This window comes from Lactonifactor sp. BIOML-A5, assembly GCF_009677585.1.
Classification (GTDB): domain Bacteria; phylum Bacillota; class Clostridia; order Lachnospirales; family Lachnospiraceae; genus Lactonifactor.
Map to the genome: position 1 here is coordinate 24,003 of NZ_WKYV01000028.1, position 16,157 is coordinate 40,159.

Here is a 16,157-nt window from a genome sequence, read left to right on the forward strand (position 1 = left end):
TACAAAAGCGAGGATATACCATGAAGAAAAAGATACGGCCGTTACTATGCTGTGCCCTGATTATTACTGCCCTGACCGCAGGCTTCCCGGCATCCCATGTGCTGGCAACACCGACTGATACCCAGGCAGACGCTGCGGTGAATCAAGAGGACGGAACCGCAGAGAATACACCTACTCAGCCGGCCCTTCCTGAGTGCTATAACTGGCCCATACAGTCCAATGAGACGGAGGGATGGCCCCAGGGCCCGCAGGTACAGGCAGAAACCGCAATTGTTATGGAAGCAGATTCAGGCTGCATACTGTATGCCAAAGGGATCGATGAAAAGCGGGAACCAGCCAGCATCACTAAAATCATGACCGCTCTTGTAGCCCTGGAACACAGCCGGATGGATGAACAGGTGACCTTTTCCCACAATGCAGTCTTTAGTATAGAACAGGGAAGCACACACATAGGGATCAAAGAAGGGGAAGTTCTTACCATGGAACAGTGCCTCTATGGAGTCCTACTTGCATCCGCCAATGAAGTTTCTAACGGCGTTGCTGAGCATGTGAGGGGCAGCATAGAAGGGTTTGTGGAGATGATGAATGAAAAGGCCCGGGAAATCGGATGCAAAAACACACACTTTTCCAATGCCAACGGACTCCATAATGAAGAGCATTATACAACCGCCTATGATATGGCTCTGATAACCCAGGCCGCACTGAAAAATCCAACGTTTCGGTCTATTATGAGCACAGACCACTTTATTATCCCTACCACTAATATCACTGACGAGGAAAGATGGCTGAACAATCATCACAAAATGCTCCGTGAGACAAAGTTTCACTATGAGGGATGCATCGGAGGAAAGACAGGATATACAACAGATGCAGGCAACACCCTGGTAACCGTTGCGGACAGAAATGATATGGAACTTATCTGCGTTACTCTAAAAACGAACGCCAATGCAGTTTACACCGACACGGCTCTGCTCCTGGACTATGGTTTTAATAATTTCCAGAAGATTGCCCTGTGTCAGAAAAAACAGCAGATCTCTGTGCGCCTCCTGCCTTTCGACCGCCAGTTTTATTCGGAACATGCCTCCGGTACCATTGGCGAATATCAAAATGACGCTTATGCTGTTATTCCCAGCGATATTCAGGTAGAAAACCTCACCAAACAGGTTTCCATAAAAAAGAATCTGGAAGAGACAGAGTACTATTTTAATTCTAAACTAATCACCAGGCGCCTTCTGTCCCTGTCCTCAGTCCTTACGTCCCAAAGCCCTGAGAATGCTGTGAATCTCCTGACAGACACCCTTACAGATCATACTGACGGCAATATCATCACCAAGTTCAAAGCACTCCCCTCCTGGAAATATCCGGTACTGGGAATCCTGGGTTTTATACTTATCTTTTATATTATCTTGCTGATTCTTAGAATAAAAAGAAGAAAAAAGAGACGAAGGAAAAGAAAAAAATAAAGAGCAGCATCTGCATCAGGGGATTATTTCCCCTGATGCCTTTTTACCTTCCTCTTTCTGCGAAGCAGCTCCCTTTTTTCCCGAATCATCTTCGCCTCATCCTCGTCGGTGAGCTTTAGCGTCTTTACTACATAAGTCATCCCGTCATCCGTCTTCTTCATCCGTATCTTCCCTTTCAGATATCCATGTTCCGGGCATATAGCCAGACAAAAATGATTCTTCGTGTTCATGGAGAACCACCGGATTTTTTTCTTCGCTGATTTTCCGCACACAAAGCATCTGGTACTCACTACTTCACGGTCCTTCATGGCATCTTCTTTGGTTCGAAATTCTCTGGACACATACTTCTCATATTTTTCATAGACAATATGAATCTCCTCCGACTTCTTCTTAGGATTCTGGTACGTATCCAATGAGAAATTAGCCCACATACAGTCCGCTGAGATGCGCTTTAATATCTCCGACGTATAAAAAGCATCTGCCAGGGCTCTGTGAAAGTCCTCTCCCTTTGGGATCTCAAGGTAATCCGTGGCATACTCCAGGGATTTCCGGCTTTTCCCGTCCTCGTAAGAGATACTGAACAGCTTCTGCACATCAAAAAAACGCACTGGCCCCTCCAGCAGCTCCAGCTGTCCGTAAAATTTCATATTCCGCTGAAGCTCTGTGAGATCCATTGCCCCCCAGGTACAGAAACAGGCGTCCGGACCGCACCACTCCAAAAAATCTCTGAGTGCCGAGGGAAAGGTCACCCCCTGGTTCAGACTTTCCTTATCTATTCTGATAATCTCCTGCGTTCTGAAGTGCATCTGTTCATATACCACAGGCTTGATAATCCGGTGAAATCTTTGGGATGTCTCCCGGTTTTCATTTAATTTGACTGCCCCTATTTCAATAATCTCAAAAGGAAGGTGCTTATTTTCCTTATCCTTTCCATTGGGGCACTGATTCCATTCCAAATCGAAAACAATATAATCCATATGCTACCTGCTATTTTCTGATATACCCATTGGGGACGGGGGAAAACCGGTTTCCCCCGTCCCCAATGGAACACTGTTATCGTGAACTGCTTTCGATTTTATCAGAATACATGGCTAAAGTCAATTTGCTGCTTGCTGCTCCTCTTTATCTTTTGGCAGAATAATGTTCAAAAGGACTGCAACCAGAGTAGCTATGACTACCGGAGACTTGCCAAATATAGTTGTCACCCATGCCGGAAAAGAGGATAAAGCGGCAGAGGCCTGTGCGATCCCCATACCGAGGGCAGCAGCCAAACCTACAATTGAAGTATTCCGGTAAGTCATCTTCTCAGAGGTCACAAGCTTCATACCCGTCATAGCGATAGATGCAAATACGGATACAGTGGCCCCACCCAGAACACACTGGGGAATCGTTGTAAGGAGAGCAGAAAACTTTGGTATCAGCCCTGCCACCCCAAGGATTACAGCAGCAAGCCCAAGCACACAGCGGTTAATTACCTTTGTAGTTGTAACGATACCAACGTTCTGACTATATGTAGCTGTGGGAAGTCCTCCGAATACTGCTCCTATAATATTCATAACACCATACCCCACAATCCCGTTCTGCAGTTCATTGTCATGAGGCTCCCTGTCCATACCGCCGATGGTGGTGGCAGAAAAATCTCCGATGGCCTGGATGGAGTTAATCCCAAAAAGAAGTCCGATGGCTACACAGGAAGATATCTCAAAGTTTATTCCGAAGTGCATCAGCTTAGGCATCTGGACAATCCCCGCTTCCGCTACGCTGGCAAAGCTTACCATACCAAAAAACGCAGATACAATATAACCTACAATAATTCCGATAAGTATAGATGACAGCTTAAAAATCCCCTTGCCAAAATGGTTTAGTACGGTTACCACTATAAGGGTGATGATGGCAACCAGCCAGTTCTGCCAGGAACCATAATTTTCACTGTTTGCTCCACCTGCCATGTAATTAATGGCTGTGGGATACAGAGAAAGCCCAATGGTAAATACCACCGTACCAGTGATAAGCGGAGGAAAAAACCTTCGGATTTTCTTTACCAGCACTCCTACCACAATAGCTACCACACCGCCTACAATCTGCGCCCCCAGGATGGTGGCCACCCCAAATCCCTCGGCAATGGCCTGCATACTCGGCACATATGCAAAGCTCACCCCCATAATCACTGGCAGCCCCGCACCAATGGCAAACTTCTGCCTCTTCCCGATGGGAAAGAGCTGCAGCAGAGTAGAGATAGCTGACACAAACAGAGCTGCCTGAACCAATATTACCTTATCCGCACTGTTCAGCCCGCCCCCGCTTACCGCTCCCGAAACAATAAGAGCCGGGGTCACACACCCCACGATCATTGCTACAACATGCTGCAGCGCCAGCGGCACTGCCTGTTTTAAACTGGGCACACCATCCAGTTCAAAAATGCTTCCTTGTCCTATCCTTGCTTTTTCCATGATAGAAATCCCCCAATACATTTTTCAATTACCCTTAACAACCCATTAGCAGTTACGTTTATTAACATTGTATCACATTTTATACAATACTACAAATATTTTTGTATTTTTTCTTATAAAATACAAAAATTTTTAGGTTTTCTTTACTTCCTCTTCGTCAGCCTGCATAAAATCCTTTTATTTTCCATTATATAATAGTGAAATGATACGGATTCCTCCATTAATGGCCGGCGCTCAAAATAAATGCCATATTCTATGTTGACATCTATAATTGTATATGATATAGTTACAGTATTAAATGTAATTAATTTTATTACAGTTAGGAGAGCGAAAAATGAATAGTGATTTTTGTGTTGCCGTACACGGGATGGTCTATCTGAACCATAAGAAGTGTCAGCTGTCCAGTGATGAGCTGGCAGACAATATCTGCACCAACCCCGCACGGGTAAGAAAGGTAATGGCAAAGCTAAAGAAGAAGAACCTGGTACTAACTAAAGAAGGAACTGTGGGTGGGTATTCCTTTCAGGGGGATCCATCCTGCGTCTCATTGGCAGATATTGCGGAAGCCCTTGACCTAAAATTTGTGGAAACTTCATGGAGAAGCGGCAGTATAGATATGGACTGCCTGGTAGCTTCCGGGATGGGTGACCTTATGGATGAGATTTTCCAGGATCTGAACCAGGATTGTCTGGAGAAGCTCAGCAGAATAACGATTCAGGATCTGGATTCCAGAATCTTTAATTGCCGGAAAAACTCTCAGCAAACGGATAAAGAATAAGAAAAGGGGTGTATTTATGAAACAATATGACAATATTATGATAGGCTTTGGAAAAGGCGGGAAAACTTTGGCAGGAGCGCTGACCGCCGGCGGACAGTCCGCTGCAATCATCGAACAGTCAGACAAAATGTACGGAGGAACCTGTATTAATGTAGCATGCATTCCCACAAAATCCTTGGAGCACAGCGCCAGATTGTCAGCGGTTCAGGGTGGATCCTTTGAGGAAAAAGCAGAGCGTTATGCCAGGGCTGTGGAAGAAAAGCGGAGATTAACCTCTATGCTCCGGGAAAAGAATTATCAGAAAGCAGTGGGGGCTGGTGTGGATGTAATTCTGGGAAAGGCCAGCTTTCAGGATAAAGAACATATTGCTGTGACAAAACCAGATGGTACGACTGAACTAATCAAGGGAAGAAGGTTCTTCATTAATACAGGCGCACGTCCGTTTATTCCCCCGCTTCCCGGCATAGAGGGAAACCCTTATGTATATACAAGCCAAACTTTAATGGAGCTTGATACCCTTCCCAGTCATCTTGTCATTATTGGGGCTGGATATATTGGATTGGAATTTGCTTCCTACTACACGAATTTCGGTGCCAAAGTAACTGTCATCCAGGATAAAGATCGTTTTATGCCAAGAGAAGATGAAGAAGTGGCGGAAGCTGTTTTGAAAAGCTTCGAAGAGCGGGGAATCCTTCTGCTGCCCAATGCCTCTGTAGCCTCTGTGGATGCCGGTAAGGATCATGCTGTTGTATCTGTTAAGACAAAAGAAGGCACTCAGACTCTCACCGCCCAGGCCGTCCTGGTTGCCACTGGACGCCGTCCTAATATCCAGGAACTTCAGCCAGAAAACGCAGGGGTTTCACTTACTCCCAGAGGCGCTGTCCTCACCGATGACAGGCTGAGAACCTCCAACCCCAATATCTGGGCCATGGGAGATGTTGCCGGAGGGCTTCAGTTTACTTATATCTCTTTGGATGACTCCCGCATTGTAAAGTCACAGATATTAGGCAATGGGGAAAGAACCACAAAAAACCGGGGTGAGATACCCTATTCTGTCTTCCTGGATCCACCATTTTCCAGAGTAGGACTTACGGAACAGGAGGCTAGAGAACAGGGCCATGAAATCATGATTGCCAAATTGCCGGCAGCCGCTGTACCGAAGGCGCAGATTCTGAATAAACAGACAGGGCTTTTGAAAGTAATTGTGGATGCCCAATCCGGACTTATTCTGGGTGCTCATTTATTCTGCACAGAGTCCCATGAGATGATTCAGATTTTCAAACTAGCCATAGATGCACATCTCCCCTACACAGTGCTGAGGGACAGTATCTATACTCATCCAACTATGAGTGAGGCTATCAATGACTTATTGGCAGGCATTTGAGATACCTGCATACAAATATGAATTAGGAGGTAACTATGGGCTTTTCAGTTGAAACCAGTATTCCTGTACTGACCGTATTTTTACAGGGTCTTTTAAGCTTTTTCTCGCCCTGTGTTCTTCCGCTGGTTCCGCTGTATATCAGCTACCTGGCCGGAGGAGCAAAGAGAGTAGATGATCAGGGACGTATTTTTTATCCCAGGAAAAAGGTAATGTTAAACACTCTCTTCTTTGTAATCGGCATCAGCTTTACTTTCTTCCTGCTGGGTATGGGGGTTACCTCCCTGGGCAGATTCTTCAGTGATAACCGCATCTGGTTTGCCAGAATCAGCGGAATTGTTATGATATTCTTTGGTCTTTACCAACTGGGTCTCTTCGGAAGATCTAAAAAGCTGGACCGTGAACACAGACTTCCCTTCCAGCTGAACCGCTGGAGTATGAATCCTGTAACAGCTTTAATTCTGGGATTTACCTTCAGCTTCGCATGGACACCATGCGTAGGCCCTACTCTGGGCAGTGTCCTCTTAATGGCTTCCTCTTCAGGATCTTCACAGGCAGGTATGCTTCTTATCGGTGTTTATACCCTGGGGTTTGTCATCCCATTCTTAGCAGTGGGTCTGTTCACCGGTGCAGTCCTGGGATTCTTCCGCAAATATCAGAAAGTAGTTCAGTATACGGTTAAAGTAGGCGGAATTCTGCTGGTATTTATGGGTATTATGACTCTCACGGGAATGATGAACGGCATTACCAGTTACCTGTCCTCTCAGGGAACATCTGCCCAGACACAAACAGAGCAGCCGGCTGCGGAGAAAAAAGATTCCGACGGAGAAGATAAAGATAATCATTCTGTCTCTGACTCAGATACTTCTGACACTGCAGAAGCAGAGGAAAATAAAGAAGAAAAAACACCTGCACCTGACTTTACCCTGGTGGATCAGAACGGAGAAACCCACAAGCTCTCCGATTATAAAGGAAAAACTGTATTTCTGAACTTTTGGGCGACCTGGTGTCCGCCCTGCCGCCAGGAGATGCCGGATATTCAGGCCCTCTACGAAACATACGGGGAAAATAAAGAAGATCTTATTGTACTTGGAGTAGCCAATCCCAAGACCAACGATCATCCCAACAACCAGGATGAGACCCAGGAGAAAGTGGCCGGGTTTTTGAGTGAAAACGGATATACTTATCCCGTTGCTATGGATACTACGGGGGATGTTTTCAGCGCTTACGGGATCAGCTCCTTCCCAACCACTTTTATGATAGACAAGGAGGGAAACGTATACGGATATGTGAGCGGCGCCATCACTGCGGATATTATGGAAAGTATCGTAAAGCAGACAATGGACGGCGAATAGAAGTTCTTCTATAATAAATAATAACCTGCGTGATGCAGAAATTACAGACCCTGGGCACATTGATAATGCATTAGTCTTTGCATGTGTCTAGGGTATCATTGTATCCACCCAAGCCCCGGCCAGCTGCATCCAAATTTCGCATTCTTTTTGGATCCCTCTCCCGTCCATGCTCATTGACAACCTTCCTGCAGTACCCAGTCCATGAATCCCCCTGGGGAAGAGGTGAAACTCGGTTGGTATTCCATTTCTTCTTAATGCCTCTACAAAAAGCAGAGAGTTCTCTACCGGTACCGTCTGATCTTCAAAGGTGTGCCAGATAAAAGTTTTCGGAGTATCCCGGTCTACCTGCAGTTCCAGTGACATCTCCCGTTCCAGTTCATTACCGGAGCCTCCCAAAAGATTGCGGAAACTCTCCCTGTGCCCGTAAACGCCGGAGGTTATAACAGGATAGCTGAGAATCAGCCCATTAGGTTTCGTCAACCAGGCATCCGTGCCCAGCAATTTCCATAACTCTTTCTTTTTCCAGAATACTCCGAGACTGGCCGCCAGATGCCCCCCGGCGGAAGAACCCTGAACAATAATTTTATCGGGATCAATATACCATTCTTTTGCCCTCTCTCTGAGGATCTGTACTGCAGCGGCCGCCTGCAGAAGTGCTGTGGGATATACTGCCGGCGCCACAGAATAACGGAGGACAGCGGCATGGTATCCCATGGCCATAAACTTTAAGGCGATCCCCTCCGCTTCCCGGTCTGAAGTCATAGCGTAGGCGCCGCCGGGACATATAAGTATCACCGGGCGTGTCAGCCCATTATACAATTCTTCAGAGTTGCTCCACAGATAAGTATAAAGTACAGCCGTATCCGATGCATCCGGCACTTTAATTTCCATGCGTTCGTGTATCATATAAATCTCCCTTTCCCTACAATCTTATCTCATATCCAGAGGGAGCCGCTCCTGGTAATACCCGCTCACCCTCTGCAAATCCAGTGATTTTCTTTTCTGTATTACAGCGGCCTTCTCCCTGGAAAATATCCAGTCCCTAATTTCTTCCCGCTCCAGAACCAGAGGCATTCTGTCATGTACGGGCTTCATACATGCATTGGCCTCATCTGTCAGAATTACAAATCTTTCCTCTCCCTGGTACGAGTTATAACACCCCGCCAGGTACATGACTCTGTCCCCATCTCTTGTAAAAGTGAATTTATTCTTGTGCCTGTCCCACTCATAGAAGCTGCTGACCGGAATTACACAGCGCCGCTGTTCCATACTTCCCCGGAACATCTTCTTTTCATACGCAGACTCCTGGCGTGCATTAAAAATCACTCCTTTTCCCTGATATCCCGGAAATCCCCAGACAAATATCTCCCCTGACAGTTCCTCTTCCCTCCCTGTCACTACGGGAGCCGCCTGATTGGGATACACATCCCTGGCTCCCCTCCACTCTCTGAGCCTGCGGTCTGCATACCTGACCACTTTAAGAATCTCTTCAACCATATCTTCATCAATATAATATCTGCCGCACATGAAAGGTTCCTCCATTTTTTAATTCTGCCGGGTACCTTTACTTATTATAAGCAATTTTCATACTCTGATGCAACGGCAATCCTTCTGAACCCGGAAAGTTCCTTCTGGCAGACCTCCGCCTTCTCCCGCAATCCAGATATACTCCTCCCCCGGCAGATTTTTTTCTCTAATTCCTTTCCCGTAAAGCAGAATCATGCTCCAGAAGGTTAACTCTCTCGGATTTTAAGTTTCCCAAACCCCGTGAATATTTTTCCGCAAACATCTGTCCCAGCTTCAGCATAGCCTTGGACGCACCCTCAACAGCAGGCGCAAATCCTGTATTGCCCAGATATATCCCTTGTATTCCCATATCCCCCAGCAAAGAAACTATTTCCTCAAAGTCAACACCTGCCATATACAAAGGGGGAGTTCCCAGGATACAGCACAATTTATTGTTTTGGGCAGTCTCTCCTATGGCTCTGCTTATATCATATTCCAAATGTCCATTTAGCTGTACATCGCAGATACGGGTGTAAAGTACGCTGTCTGTACAGGAAGCACATCCCCCGGGGGTCAGCAGATATGCCTGGCAGTCGTAGTAAGAAAGTATGTCCAGAATACCGCTGTAGTCTGGCCTCTGCGGCACAAACTCCATGCGGCCGGAGCATAATTTCTGTCCTACCCATTCGGAAGGAATCTGTTTAAGTATCTTCTCCAATTCCTCCATAACGGAGATCCGCCGTTTCACCATAGGTCCCCGGAAAAGAGTATACACAGGGATCCCCTGGGGGTTCTCCAGTTCCCCTTCCAGCCCATCCTGTGTCCACCCGGTCAATACCTCCATACAGGAGGGATAGAGAATAACCGCCCGAATCCCCTCCGTAAGAAGTGCTTTCTGGACACACGCTCTAATCTTACTGTCCTGCTGCCCTCCTCCATATTCCCATGGAGTGATATAACAAAAAAAGAACTGTTCCAGCCGGTTCAGTTCCCTGGCAATTGTATAAAGGCTCCTGATGCATCCGTAAGTCCCTGATGCGACTAGTGCCACTCCGTCTGTCTGGAGAATACGCCTGGCTGCAGAACATCTGCCCTCCGCATTTTCCCCTTCCATTTTAAGTATTTCTATAATCTCTCCCATAATTCTACTCCTATTTTGCTGATTTCCTGCCGGAATTCATCCATTTCCAGCTCGCTCAGGGGCCTGACAGCATCCATGCTTCTCCCTGCTATGATATCTGCCGCCAGATCTTCCAGAACCCGGCACACAGGTGTCTTAGGGTACCGTTCCTGCAATAGCTCCTGCCGGTAATCCGCCGCCTTGATCTGAACAGATTCCTCCAGGCGGGCACAGATTTCAGCCCCTGTGAGTTCTGAAAACCTTCTTACAGGTTCTTCCTCTGAGACACCTTTCAAGTGATTCAGAACCAGACCGCCCATTCTGACACCCCCGTATGCAAAGGAAGCAACTCCTCTCATGATATTGTTTGCCGCATATAGTGACATAAAGTCAGGCGAAGTAACGATATATACCTTATCCACAAAGTGCTTGCGCATAGGCATTGCGAATCCCCCGCAAACCACGTCACCAAGCACATCATACAGAATCACATCCCAATCCTCCTTTAGAATTCCCAGACAGTCCAGGGTATCCGCCATTGTAGTAATTCCGATACCGGCGCATCCGCGCCCTGCTCTGGGTCCCCCGGCCTCTATACACCATACCCCGCATGATGATTGAAACAAAATATCCTCCCGCCTTATAGTCCCCTGATGCTCCAGCTGCTGTTCCAGAACTGTTGGAATTCTCCGCCCCATCAGCAGACGTGTTGAGTCAGCCTTCGGGTCGCACCCAATATGAAGAACCTTTCTGCCCTCCGACGCCAGAACAGCTGAAAGATTAGATGCTATTGTAGATTTTCCGATGCCTCCCTTTCCATAGAAAGCAATTCTTTTTGTTTTCTCACTCATACTGTCTCCCTGTAATCATCACAGACATCCTTACAAATACAAATTTTTCTGTTTAACTCTTCCATAAAGACCAAGTCCAGTTTGGCCCTGTACAACCGGCTCAGATTGTCCTCTGTCATTATATCGGCTGCCTTTCCTGTTATAAACTCTCCCTCATCGTTAAGGATCCCAACCTCTCCCTCAAGAAGCAGGACATGATCAGGCATATGGCTTGTCATCAAAATGCCGAACCCTTTCCCGGCAAGCTTCATAATCATCTTCATCATACGCATTTGATTCCCATAATCCAGATGGTTGGTAGGTTCATCCATAAGAATAATATCCGGCTGCTGGACGATAGTTCTTGCAATCATTACCTTCTGGGCCTCACCGCCGCTCAGCTCCGTGTAAGGCCGATCTGCCAGATGGATGATCTCCATTTCCTCCAACACTTCCTCCGCCATGCGATATTCTTCTCCTGAAGGTTTTTCAAATGCTCTCAGATAAGGAGCCCGGCCCATAACTACAAAGTCACGGACCAGATAACCGTATGCAGCTGTGTGTGTCTGAGGTACATATCCGATTTTTCTGGCAACCTCTCTCTGTTCCATCCTGTGCAGAGAAACACCGTCAAGACAAATTTCTCCTCTGCAGGGTCTGAGCAGATTGGCAATACATTTTAAAAGTGTTGATTTTCCCGCTCCATTAGCCCCCAGGACAGAAAAAATCCTTCCCTTGTCCAGAGTAAAAGATACATTTTTAAAAAGAATTCTGTCTTTTCCATAAGAAAAGGATACGTCCTTAATTTCTAACTTCATGATAACTCCATCCTTTGTTTCATCAGCAGGTAAAAATAAAAGGGTGCCCCAATGAGTCCGGTTAATATACTTAATGGAAGCTCCGCACTTGTCAGAATTCTGGCCAGTGTATCAACCAGCAGCAAAAAAGCAGCCCCCAGCACCCCTGATACCGGGATTACCCTGCAGTTATCTGCTCCGGATATTATCCGGCTGAAATGGGGGATAACAAGCCCAATCCACCCGATAGTTCCGCTGATACATACTGCACTTGCAGTAAGCACCGTCGCACATATGATAATCAGCCCTCTGGTTCTTCCAATAGAAACCCCAAGGGTCTTTGCTTCCTGTTCGCCCAGGGACAGAAGATTTACCCTCCATCTCAAAATAATCAGTATGCCTGCTGCCGCTGCAACCGGGGGACCCACCCACACAATATCCCTCCACACCGAATCAGCCAGACTTCCCAGCTGCCAGTGGGTGATGGATGCCAGCTGTGTCTCCGGATCTGCAAGATACTTCAAAAGTCCCAGAATAGAATTCATAAACCCACTGATAATAACGCCGGCCAGCACCAGCGTCATCATAGAAGAATTCTTCACTACCTTCGGAATCAGTGTAGCAATCCCTACTGCCAGAATCCCCCCGGCAAAGGCAGCCACTTGAACAATTATAGAATTTCCGCCGAATAATATAGCCAAAGAGGCCCCTGCACACGCACCGGAGGAGACACCCAGCATATCCGGAGCTACCAGGGGATTTTTAAATACTCCCTGATAAGCAGCTCCCGAAAGAGAGAGCGCCCCTCCCACCATAAGGGCAGTAAGTATTCTGGGCAGCCGAAGTGTCCACACCACACTTTCAGCCTGCGCATCCCAGGATACCGGCAGGGATACCGCCTTTGACAACAGTATTTTGACAACGGTAACCGGATCAATATGGTATCTTCCCATCCCAGCGGCAGTCACTGCAAGAAGTGCTGTTCCTGCCGCCATTGCTGTCAGTACCATCCTAAATGATTTTTTGCTTTTCATGGCTTTTTACTGGAGGCATTAGCTTCACTCTGCATTATCTGCCCCAAATCTTCCTCTGTGAGTTCATAATTAAAGTAGGTTTTAAAGTATTCCTTTAGTTCTGTTTCCATATGAATATCCCCGAAAATCTCCGGCTGTATCAGCACAGCAAGCCACTCCATCATCAGAGGTGTTTCAACCCCAGGAGCATCCCAGCGGTAAAGTCCCATAGGTGCTTTGTATACCCGGCGGTTTACCACTGCATTAACGCTGCTCCAGTCCTGGCCGTCTATCTTATTCTCATACAGATCAGAAGGGAGGAAGGTATCAAAGTTGCTCAGTAAGATAATATCCGGATTAATCTCCAGGATTTCTTCCATTGTTATCTGTGTGCTGTCCCCGGCCACATTATCCGCTCCTGCCAGCTCCAGAGCCTCTTTTATAAAATTGTCATTCCCCTGGAGATCCAGCTGGGCATTCCGCAGATAGAGAACCTTGGGCTTGTCTGCCTGCTCTACCTTATCGCTGTACGATTTTATTTTCTCATATGTATCCGTATAGGCATCCATAAACTGCTGGGCACGGTCGTCCTTTCCCAACAACTGACCCATAGCCTTAAGGCTTGCCTGCAGTTCCTCAACCGTCTCGTTTTTTACCATAATGGGCGCAATGCCTAATTCCTTCAGCTGCCTGGCCTCATCAGTCTCATAATCCCAGATAACCGCAGCTTGAATCCCCAGATTTACCCATTCTTCCATATTAATAGAAAAATCTTTGCCGATACTGCTGGTATCTGCGGTACCATAATGGGGATCCAGCTTTTCCAGAAAACACCCTGTATAGGCGCTCATAGCGGTGGGATGTATGGCGGTCAGCCGTTCAGAACTTCCGTCTATGGCATAGATAACCGAGGCCCAGGGAATAGGCACCACTGCAATCTTGGAGAGATCCTCCGGAACCTCCACCACATTCCCCGCTGCATCTGTTACTGTGCGCGTTCCCTGTGATACTTCTTTTTCTTTCCCATTCTCCTTACCCTGTGTCTCCTGCCCCTCTGTACTGTCCTTCTGTGTCTTGCCCTCAGAACCACATCCGCCCAGTACGGCAGCTCCCATAAGAATGCACATCATTGCAGCTGCCAGTTTTGTCTTCCACTTCTTGTTTTTCATGTCTTCATTCCCTTCCTTTGTCAATAAAAAAACCTCTCCACGGGAACATGGAAAGGTTACAACGACAACTACATCGTCAAACCCTTATCCAATGACCCGTTGGATAGAGTTTACCAACAAAATATTTAAGTATCCTGGCTTGACTTCAACATCTGGATATGACTTCCCGGACGTAATGTCCAGTGTCCTGCTATATCCGACTCCGTCTTACAGTGGCGGCACCGCATCGGTTTTTCACCGATTTCCATAAAATATTTTGCTTATAATTTCTTGTATTGTATCACACAAAGGATAGGGAATCAAGAATTGTTCCTATCTGCATTTTTCATTGCCAGCTATCAATTTTTTTGATAGTATAGACTCAAAATAACAAAGGGGGAACCATATCATAATGAAAATGACCTTGCAGAACTTAAAATATATTATAGAAATAGCAGACAGCAATTCCTTCTCCAGAGCGGCAAAAAACCTTTATGTATCTCAGTCAACCTTGTCAACCGCTGTGCAGGATGTAGAACAGAGTCTGGGCATACGCCTTTTTCACCGGAGCAACAGAGGAGTAACTCTTACCTTTGACGGAGAAGATTTTATCAGGTATGCACGAGAGATAGTAGAAAAATCTGAGTATTTGGAAAATCGATATCAGACGAAAAATCTTCTGCTCATGCATTTTTCCGTCTCCTGTCAGCACTTGCCCTTTGCGGTAAGAGCTTTTAATAAAATGCTGAATGAATTAGAACTATCCAATTTTGATTTCGCCATACGGGAATGCAATACAGCTTCCGTTATACACGACGTAGCATCGGCAAGAAGCGAGATTGGTATTCTTTCCTCCACAGAAGATCACCTGGAAGCGCTGAGAAAGAATCTTTCTTCCTATGATCTGGACTATACCCAGCTTGCAGTACTTCCCTGTTACATATTTATTCGGTCAAAACATCCTCTGGCTCACAAAAAACATCTCTCCTTAAAAGATATGGAAACCTTCCCCTTTGTCACCTATGACCAGGAAAACAGCCACTCTCATTTAACAGAAGAAATACTATTCTACAATATACTCAGTAGAAATATTCATGTAAGCGATCGCTGTACAAAGATAGCCTTAATCCGGAATACCGACTGCTTCAGCATAGGATCCGATTTAACAAACAGCAATGCAGATGCATTTCACAAAGGTCTGGGGGAAATCATCCCAATCCCTTTGGAAGAACCACTTGGGTTCCTTCATGCAGGATATATCACAAAAAAGCAATATCCCTTAAGCCAGACCGGCATCTCCTATCTGGAGCACCTGAGACATGAAATTGCAGCCTTATAGTATAATTTGGGACGTAATTTGGGACGTGTTCCTTTTAGAAAGAACACGTCCCAAATTAGGATCAGGGTGTCCCTTTTTCGGACTGACCTGTCCCCTTTTTATAACCTATCTCGTCTTTGTCCACACCCCAGACTGATTAACGTAATATTTGCCTATCCAGGCCTCTTCCAGCATTGCCCCATCTGATTGGAGATAGTACCATTTATTCCGATCTTCAATCCATCCGGTTGCCATTGCTCCACTGCCTTTCAGATAATACCAGGTTCTTCCTTCCTGAAACCAGCCTGTTACCATTACTCCATTGTCCTTTAAATAGTACCAGGTATTCCCGTTGTATAACCATCCAGTTGCCATCGCTCCGCTGCTTTTCAGGTAGTACCAGATACTGCCTTCCTGCAGCCATCCGGTTGCCATGGCACCACTGTTTTTTAGGTAATACCAGGTTCTTCCATCCTGATACCACCCGGTTACCATTTTTCCATTGTCTTTTAGATAATACCAGGTATTCCCATCCAGCAGCCAGCCAGTGGCCATCGCTCCACTAGATTTCATGTAATACCATGTATTCTCTTCTAATAACCAGCCAGTAGCCATTACCCCATTTTCATTCAGATAATACCAGCTTCTTCCCTGCTGCAACCAGCCAGTGGCTCTGTATCCATCCTGTTTTAAGTAATACCATTCATTGTCGATAAATTTCCATTGAGATACGTAGTAGCCCCCATCTGCTGTATAATATCTCCATCCCCAGGGATCCTGCCTCCAACCACCCAGTTCCTCTTGTTCTGACAAAGTCTCTGTCTTACCCCCAAAGTCTTCAGCTGCATTCATATCCTGCGCTAAAGCAGTCCTTGAATACATTGCCATCCACAGAGCTGCTAAAAGTACAAAAAGGACCGGTTGGATTTTTTTAACATTCTTTCTCATTTTATCCTCTCCTTGTAGATTAATAATATCTAACGTCACAAAAGTTATCC

15 protein-coding genes and 1 riboswitch are annotated in these 16,157 nt (G+C 46.3%); of the genes, 5 read left to right on the forward strand and 10 right to left on the reverse strand.

The features are described 5' to 3' along the window. Positions 1-20 precede the first annotated feature (20 nt). Complete coding sequence (locus GKG41_RS18525) at positions 21-1,463, forward strand: D-alanyl-D-alanine carboxypeptidase family protein (protein WP_154261338.1); 1,443 nt, start codon at positions 21-23, stop codon at positions 1,461-1,463. A gap of 23 nt (positions 1,464-1,486) precedes the next feature. Here GKG41_RS18525 and GKG41_RS18530 read toward each other — a convergent pair whose 3' ends face one another. After that, positions 1,487-2,440 (reverse strand): 3'-5' exonuclease, encoded by a 954-nt coding sequence (locus GKG41_RS18530; protein WP_154261339.1) that lies wholly within the window; start codon positions 2,438-2,440, stop codon positions 1,487-1,489. 120 nt (positions 2,441-2,560) lie between these two features. Next, positions 2,561-3,913 carry a nucleobase:cation symporter-2 family protein gene (locus GKG41_RS18535; RefSeq protein ID WP_154261340.1) on the reverse strand — a complete coding sequence of 451 codons (1,353 nt, stop codon included), beginning with the start codon at positions 3,911-3,913 and terminating at the stop codon, positions 2,561-2,563. A gap of 334 nt (positions 3,914-4,247) precedes the next feature. Here GKG41_RS18535 and GKG41_RS18540 point away from each other — a divergent pair, with 334 nt between their 5' ends. Genes GKG41_RS18540 through GKG41_RS18550 form a run of 3 tightly spaced genes read left to right on the forward strand, consistent with a single transcriptional unit; the run spans position 4,248 to position 7,427 of the window. Next, entirely contained in the window at positions 4,248-4,691 is a 444-nt protein-coding gene (locus GKG41_RS18540; protein ID WP_154261341.1) for an Rrf2 family transcriptional regulator, read from the forward strand. Positions 4,692-4,707: 16 nt separating this feature from the next. Next, positions 4,708-6,075 (forward strand): FAD-dependent oxidoreductase, encoded by a 1,368-nt coding sequence (locus tag GKG41_RS18545; RefSeq protein WP_154261342.1) that lies wholly within the window; start codon positions 4,708-4,710, stop codon positions 6,073-6,075. Positions 6,076-6,110: 35 nt separating this feature from the next. Beyond that, positions 6,111-7,427 carry a cytochrome c biogenesis protein/redoxin gene (locus GKG41_RS18550; protein ID WP_154261343.1) on the forward strand — a complete coding sequence of 439 codons (1,317 nt, stop codon included), beginning with the start codon at positions 6,111-6,113 and terminating at the stop codon, positions 7,425-7,427. 87 nt (positions 7,428-7,514) lie between these two features. On the opposite strand, the gene GKG41_RS18555 is transcribed toward GKG41_RS18550, so the two are convergent. The 7 genes from GKG41_RS18555 to GKG41_RS18585 form a co-directional block, all read right to left on the reverse strand. After that, positions 7,515-8,333, reverse strand: a complete 819-nt coding sequence (locus tag GKG41_RS18555; RefSeq protein WP_154261344.1) for an alpha/beta hydrolase — start codon at positions 8,331-8,333, stop codon at positions 7,515-7,517. A gap of 24 nt (positions 8,334-8,357) precedes the next feature. Then, a complete protein-coding gene (locus tag GKG41_RS18560) occupies positions 8,358-8,954 on the reverse strand; it encodes an SOS response-associated peptidase family protein (protein ID WP_154261345.1) in 597 nt (198 codons plus the stop codon). Positions 8,955-9,120: 166 nt separating this feature from the next. Then, positions 9,121-10,074: a hypothetical protein gene (locus GKG41_RS18565; RefSeq protein WP_154261346.1), complete on the reverse strand. Its 954-nt coding sequence runs from the start codon at positions 10,072-10,074 to the stop codon at positions 9,121-9,123. Further along, positions 10,059-10,904 carry a nitrogenase iron protein NifH gene (locus GKG41_RS18570; RefSeq protein WP_154261347.1) on the reverse strand — a complete coding sequence of 282 codons (846 nt, stop codon included), beginning with the start codon at positions 10,902-10,904 and terminating at the stop codon, positions 10,059-10,061. Before GKG41_RS18570 ends, GKG41_RS18565 begins: the two co-directional genes overlap by 16 nt. Beyond that, on the reverse strand, positions 10,901-11,701 hold the full coding sequence (locus tag GKG41_RS18575) for an ABC transporter ATP-binding protein (RefSeq protein WP_154261348.1): 801 nt from the start codon (positions 11,699-11,701) through the stop codon (positions 10,901-10,903). The genes GKG41_RS18570 and GKG41_RS18575 overlap by 4 nt, the downstream gene beginning before the upstream one ends. Further along, positions 11,698-12,675: an iron ABC transporter permease gene (locus GKG41_RS18580; protein WP_226903136.1), complete on the reverse strand. Its 978-nt coding sequence runs from the start codon at positions 12,673-12,675 to the stop codon at positions 11,698-11,700. Before GKG41_RS18580 ends, GKG41_RS18575 begins: the two co-directional genes overlap by 4 nt. Before the next feature lie 35 nt (positions 12,676-12,710). Further along, positions 12,711-13,862: an ABC transporter substrate-binding protein gene (locus tag GKG41_RS18585; protein ID WP_226903134.1), complete on the reverse strand. Its 1,152-nt coding sequence runs from the start codon at positions 13,860-13,862 to the stop codon at positions 12,711-12,713. A 129-nt stretch (positions 13,863-13,991) separates the two neighbouring features. Beyond that, a riboswitch (cobalamin riboswitch) is annotated at positions 13,992-14,108 on the reverse strand. A 145-nt stretch (positions 14,109-14,253) separates the two neighbouring features. On the opposite strand from GKG41_RS18585, the gene GKG41_RS18590 reads away from it, so the two are divergent. Then, a complete protein-coding gene (locus tag GKG41_RS18590; protein ID WP_226903132.1) occupies positions 14,254-15,180 on the forward strand; it encodes a LysR family transcriptional regulator in 927 nt (308 codons plus the stop codon). Between the two features lie 105 nt (positions 15,181-15,285). On the opposite strand, the gene GKG41_RS18595 is transcribed toward GKG41_RS18590, so the two are convergent. After that, positions 15,286-16,107: an N-acetylmuramoyl-L-alanine amidase family protein gene (locus tag GKG41_RS18595; RefSeq protein WP_173015652.1), complete on the reverse strand. Its 822-nt coding sequence runs from the start codon at positions 16,105-16,107 to the stop codon at positions 15,286-15,288. Positions 16,108-16,157 lie beyond the last annotated feature (50 nt).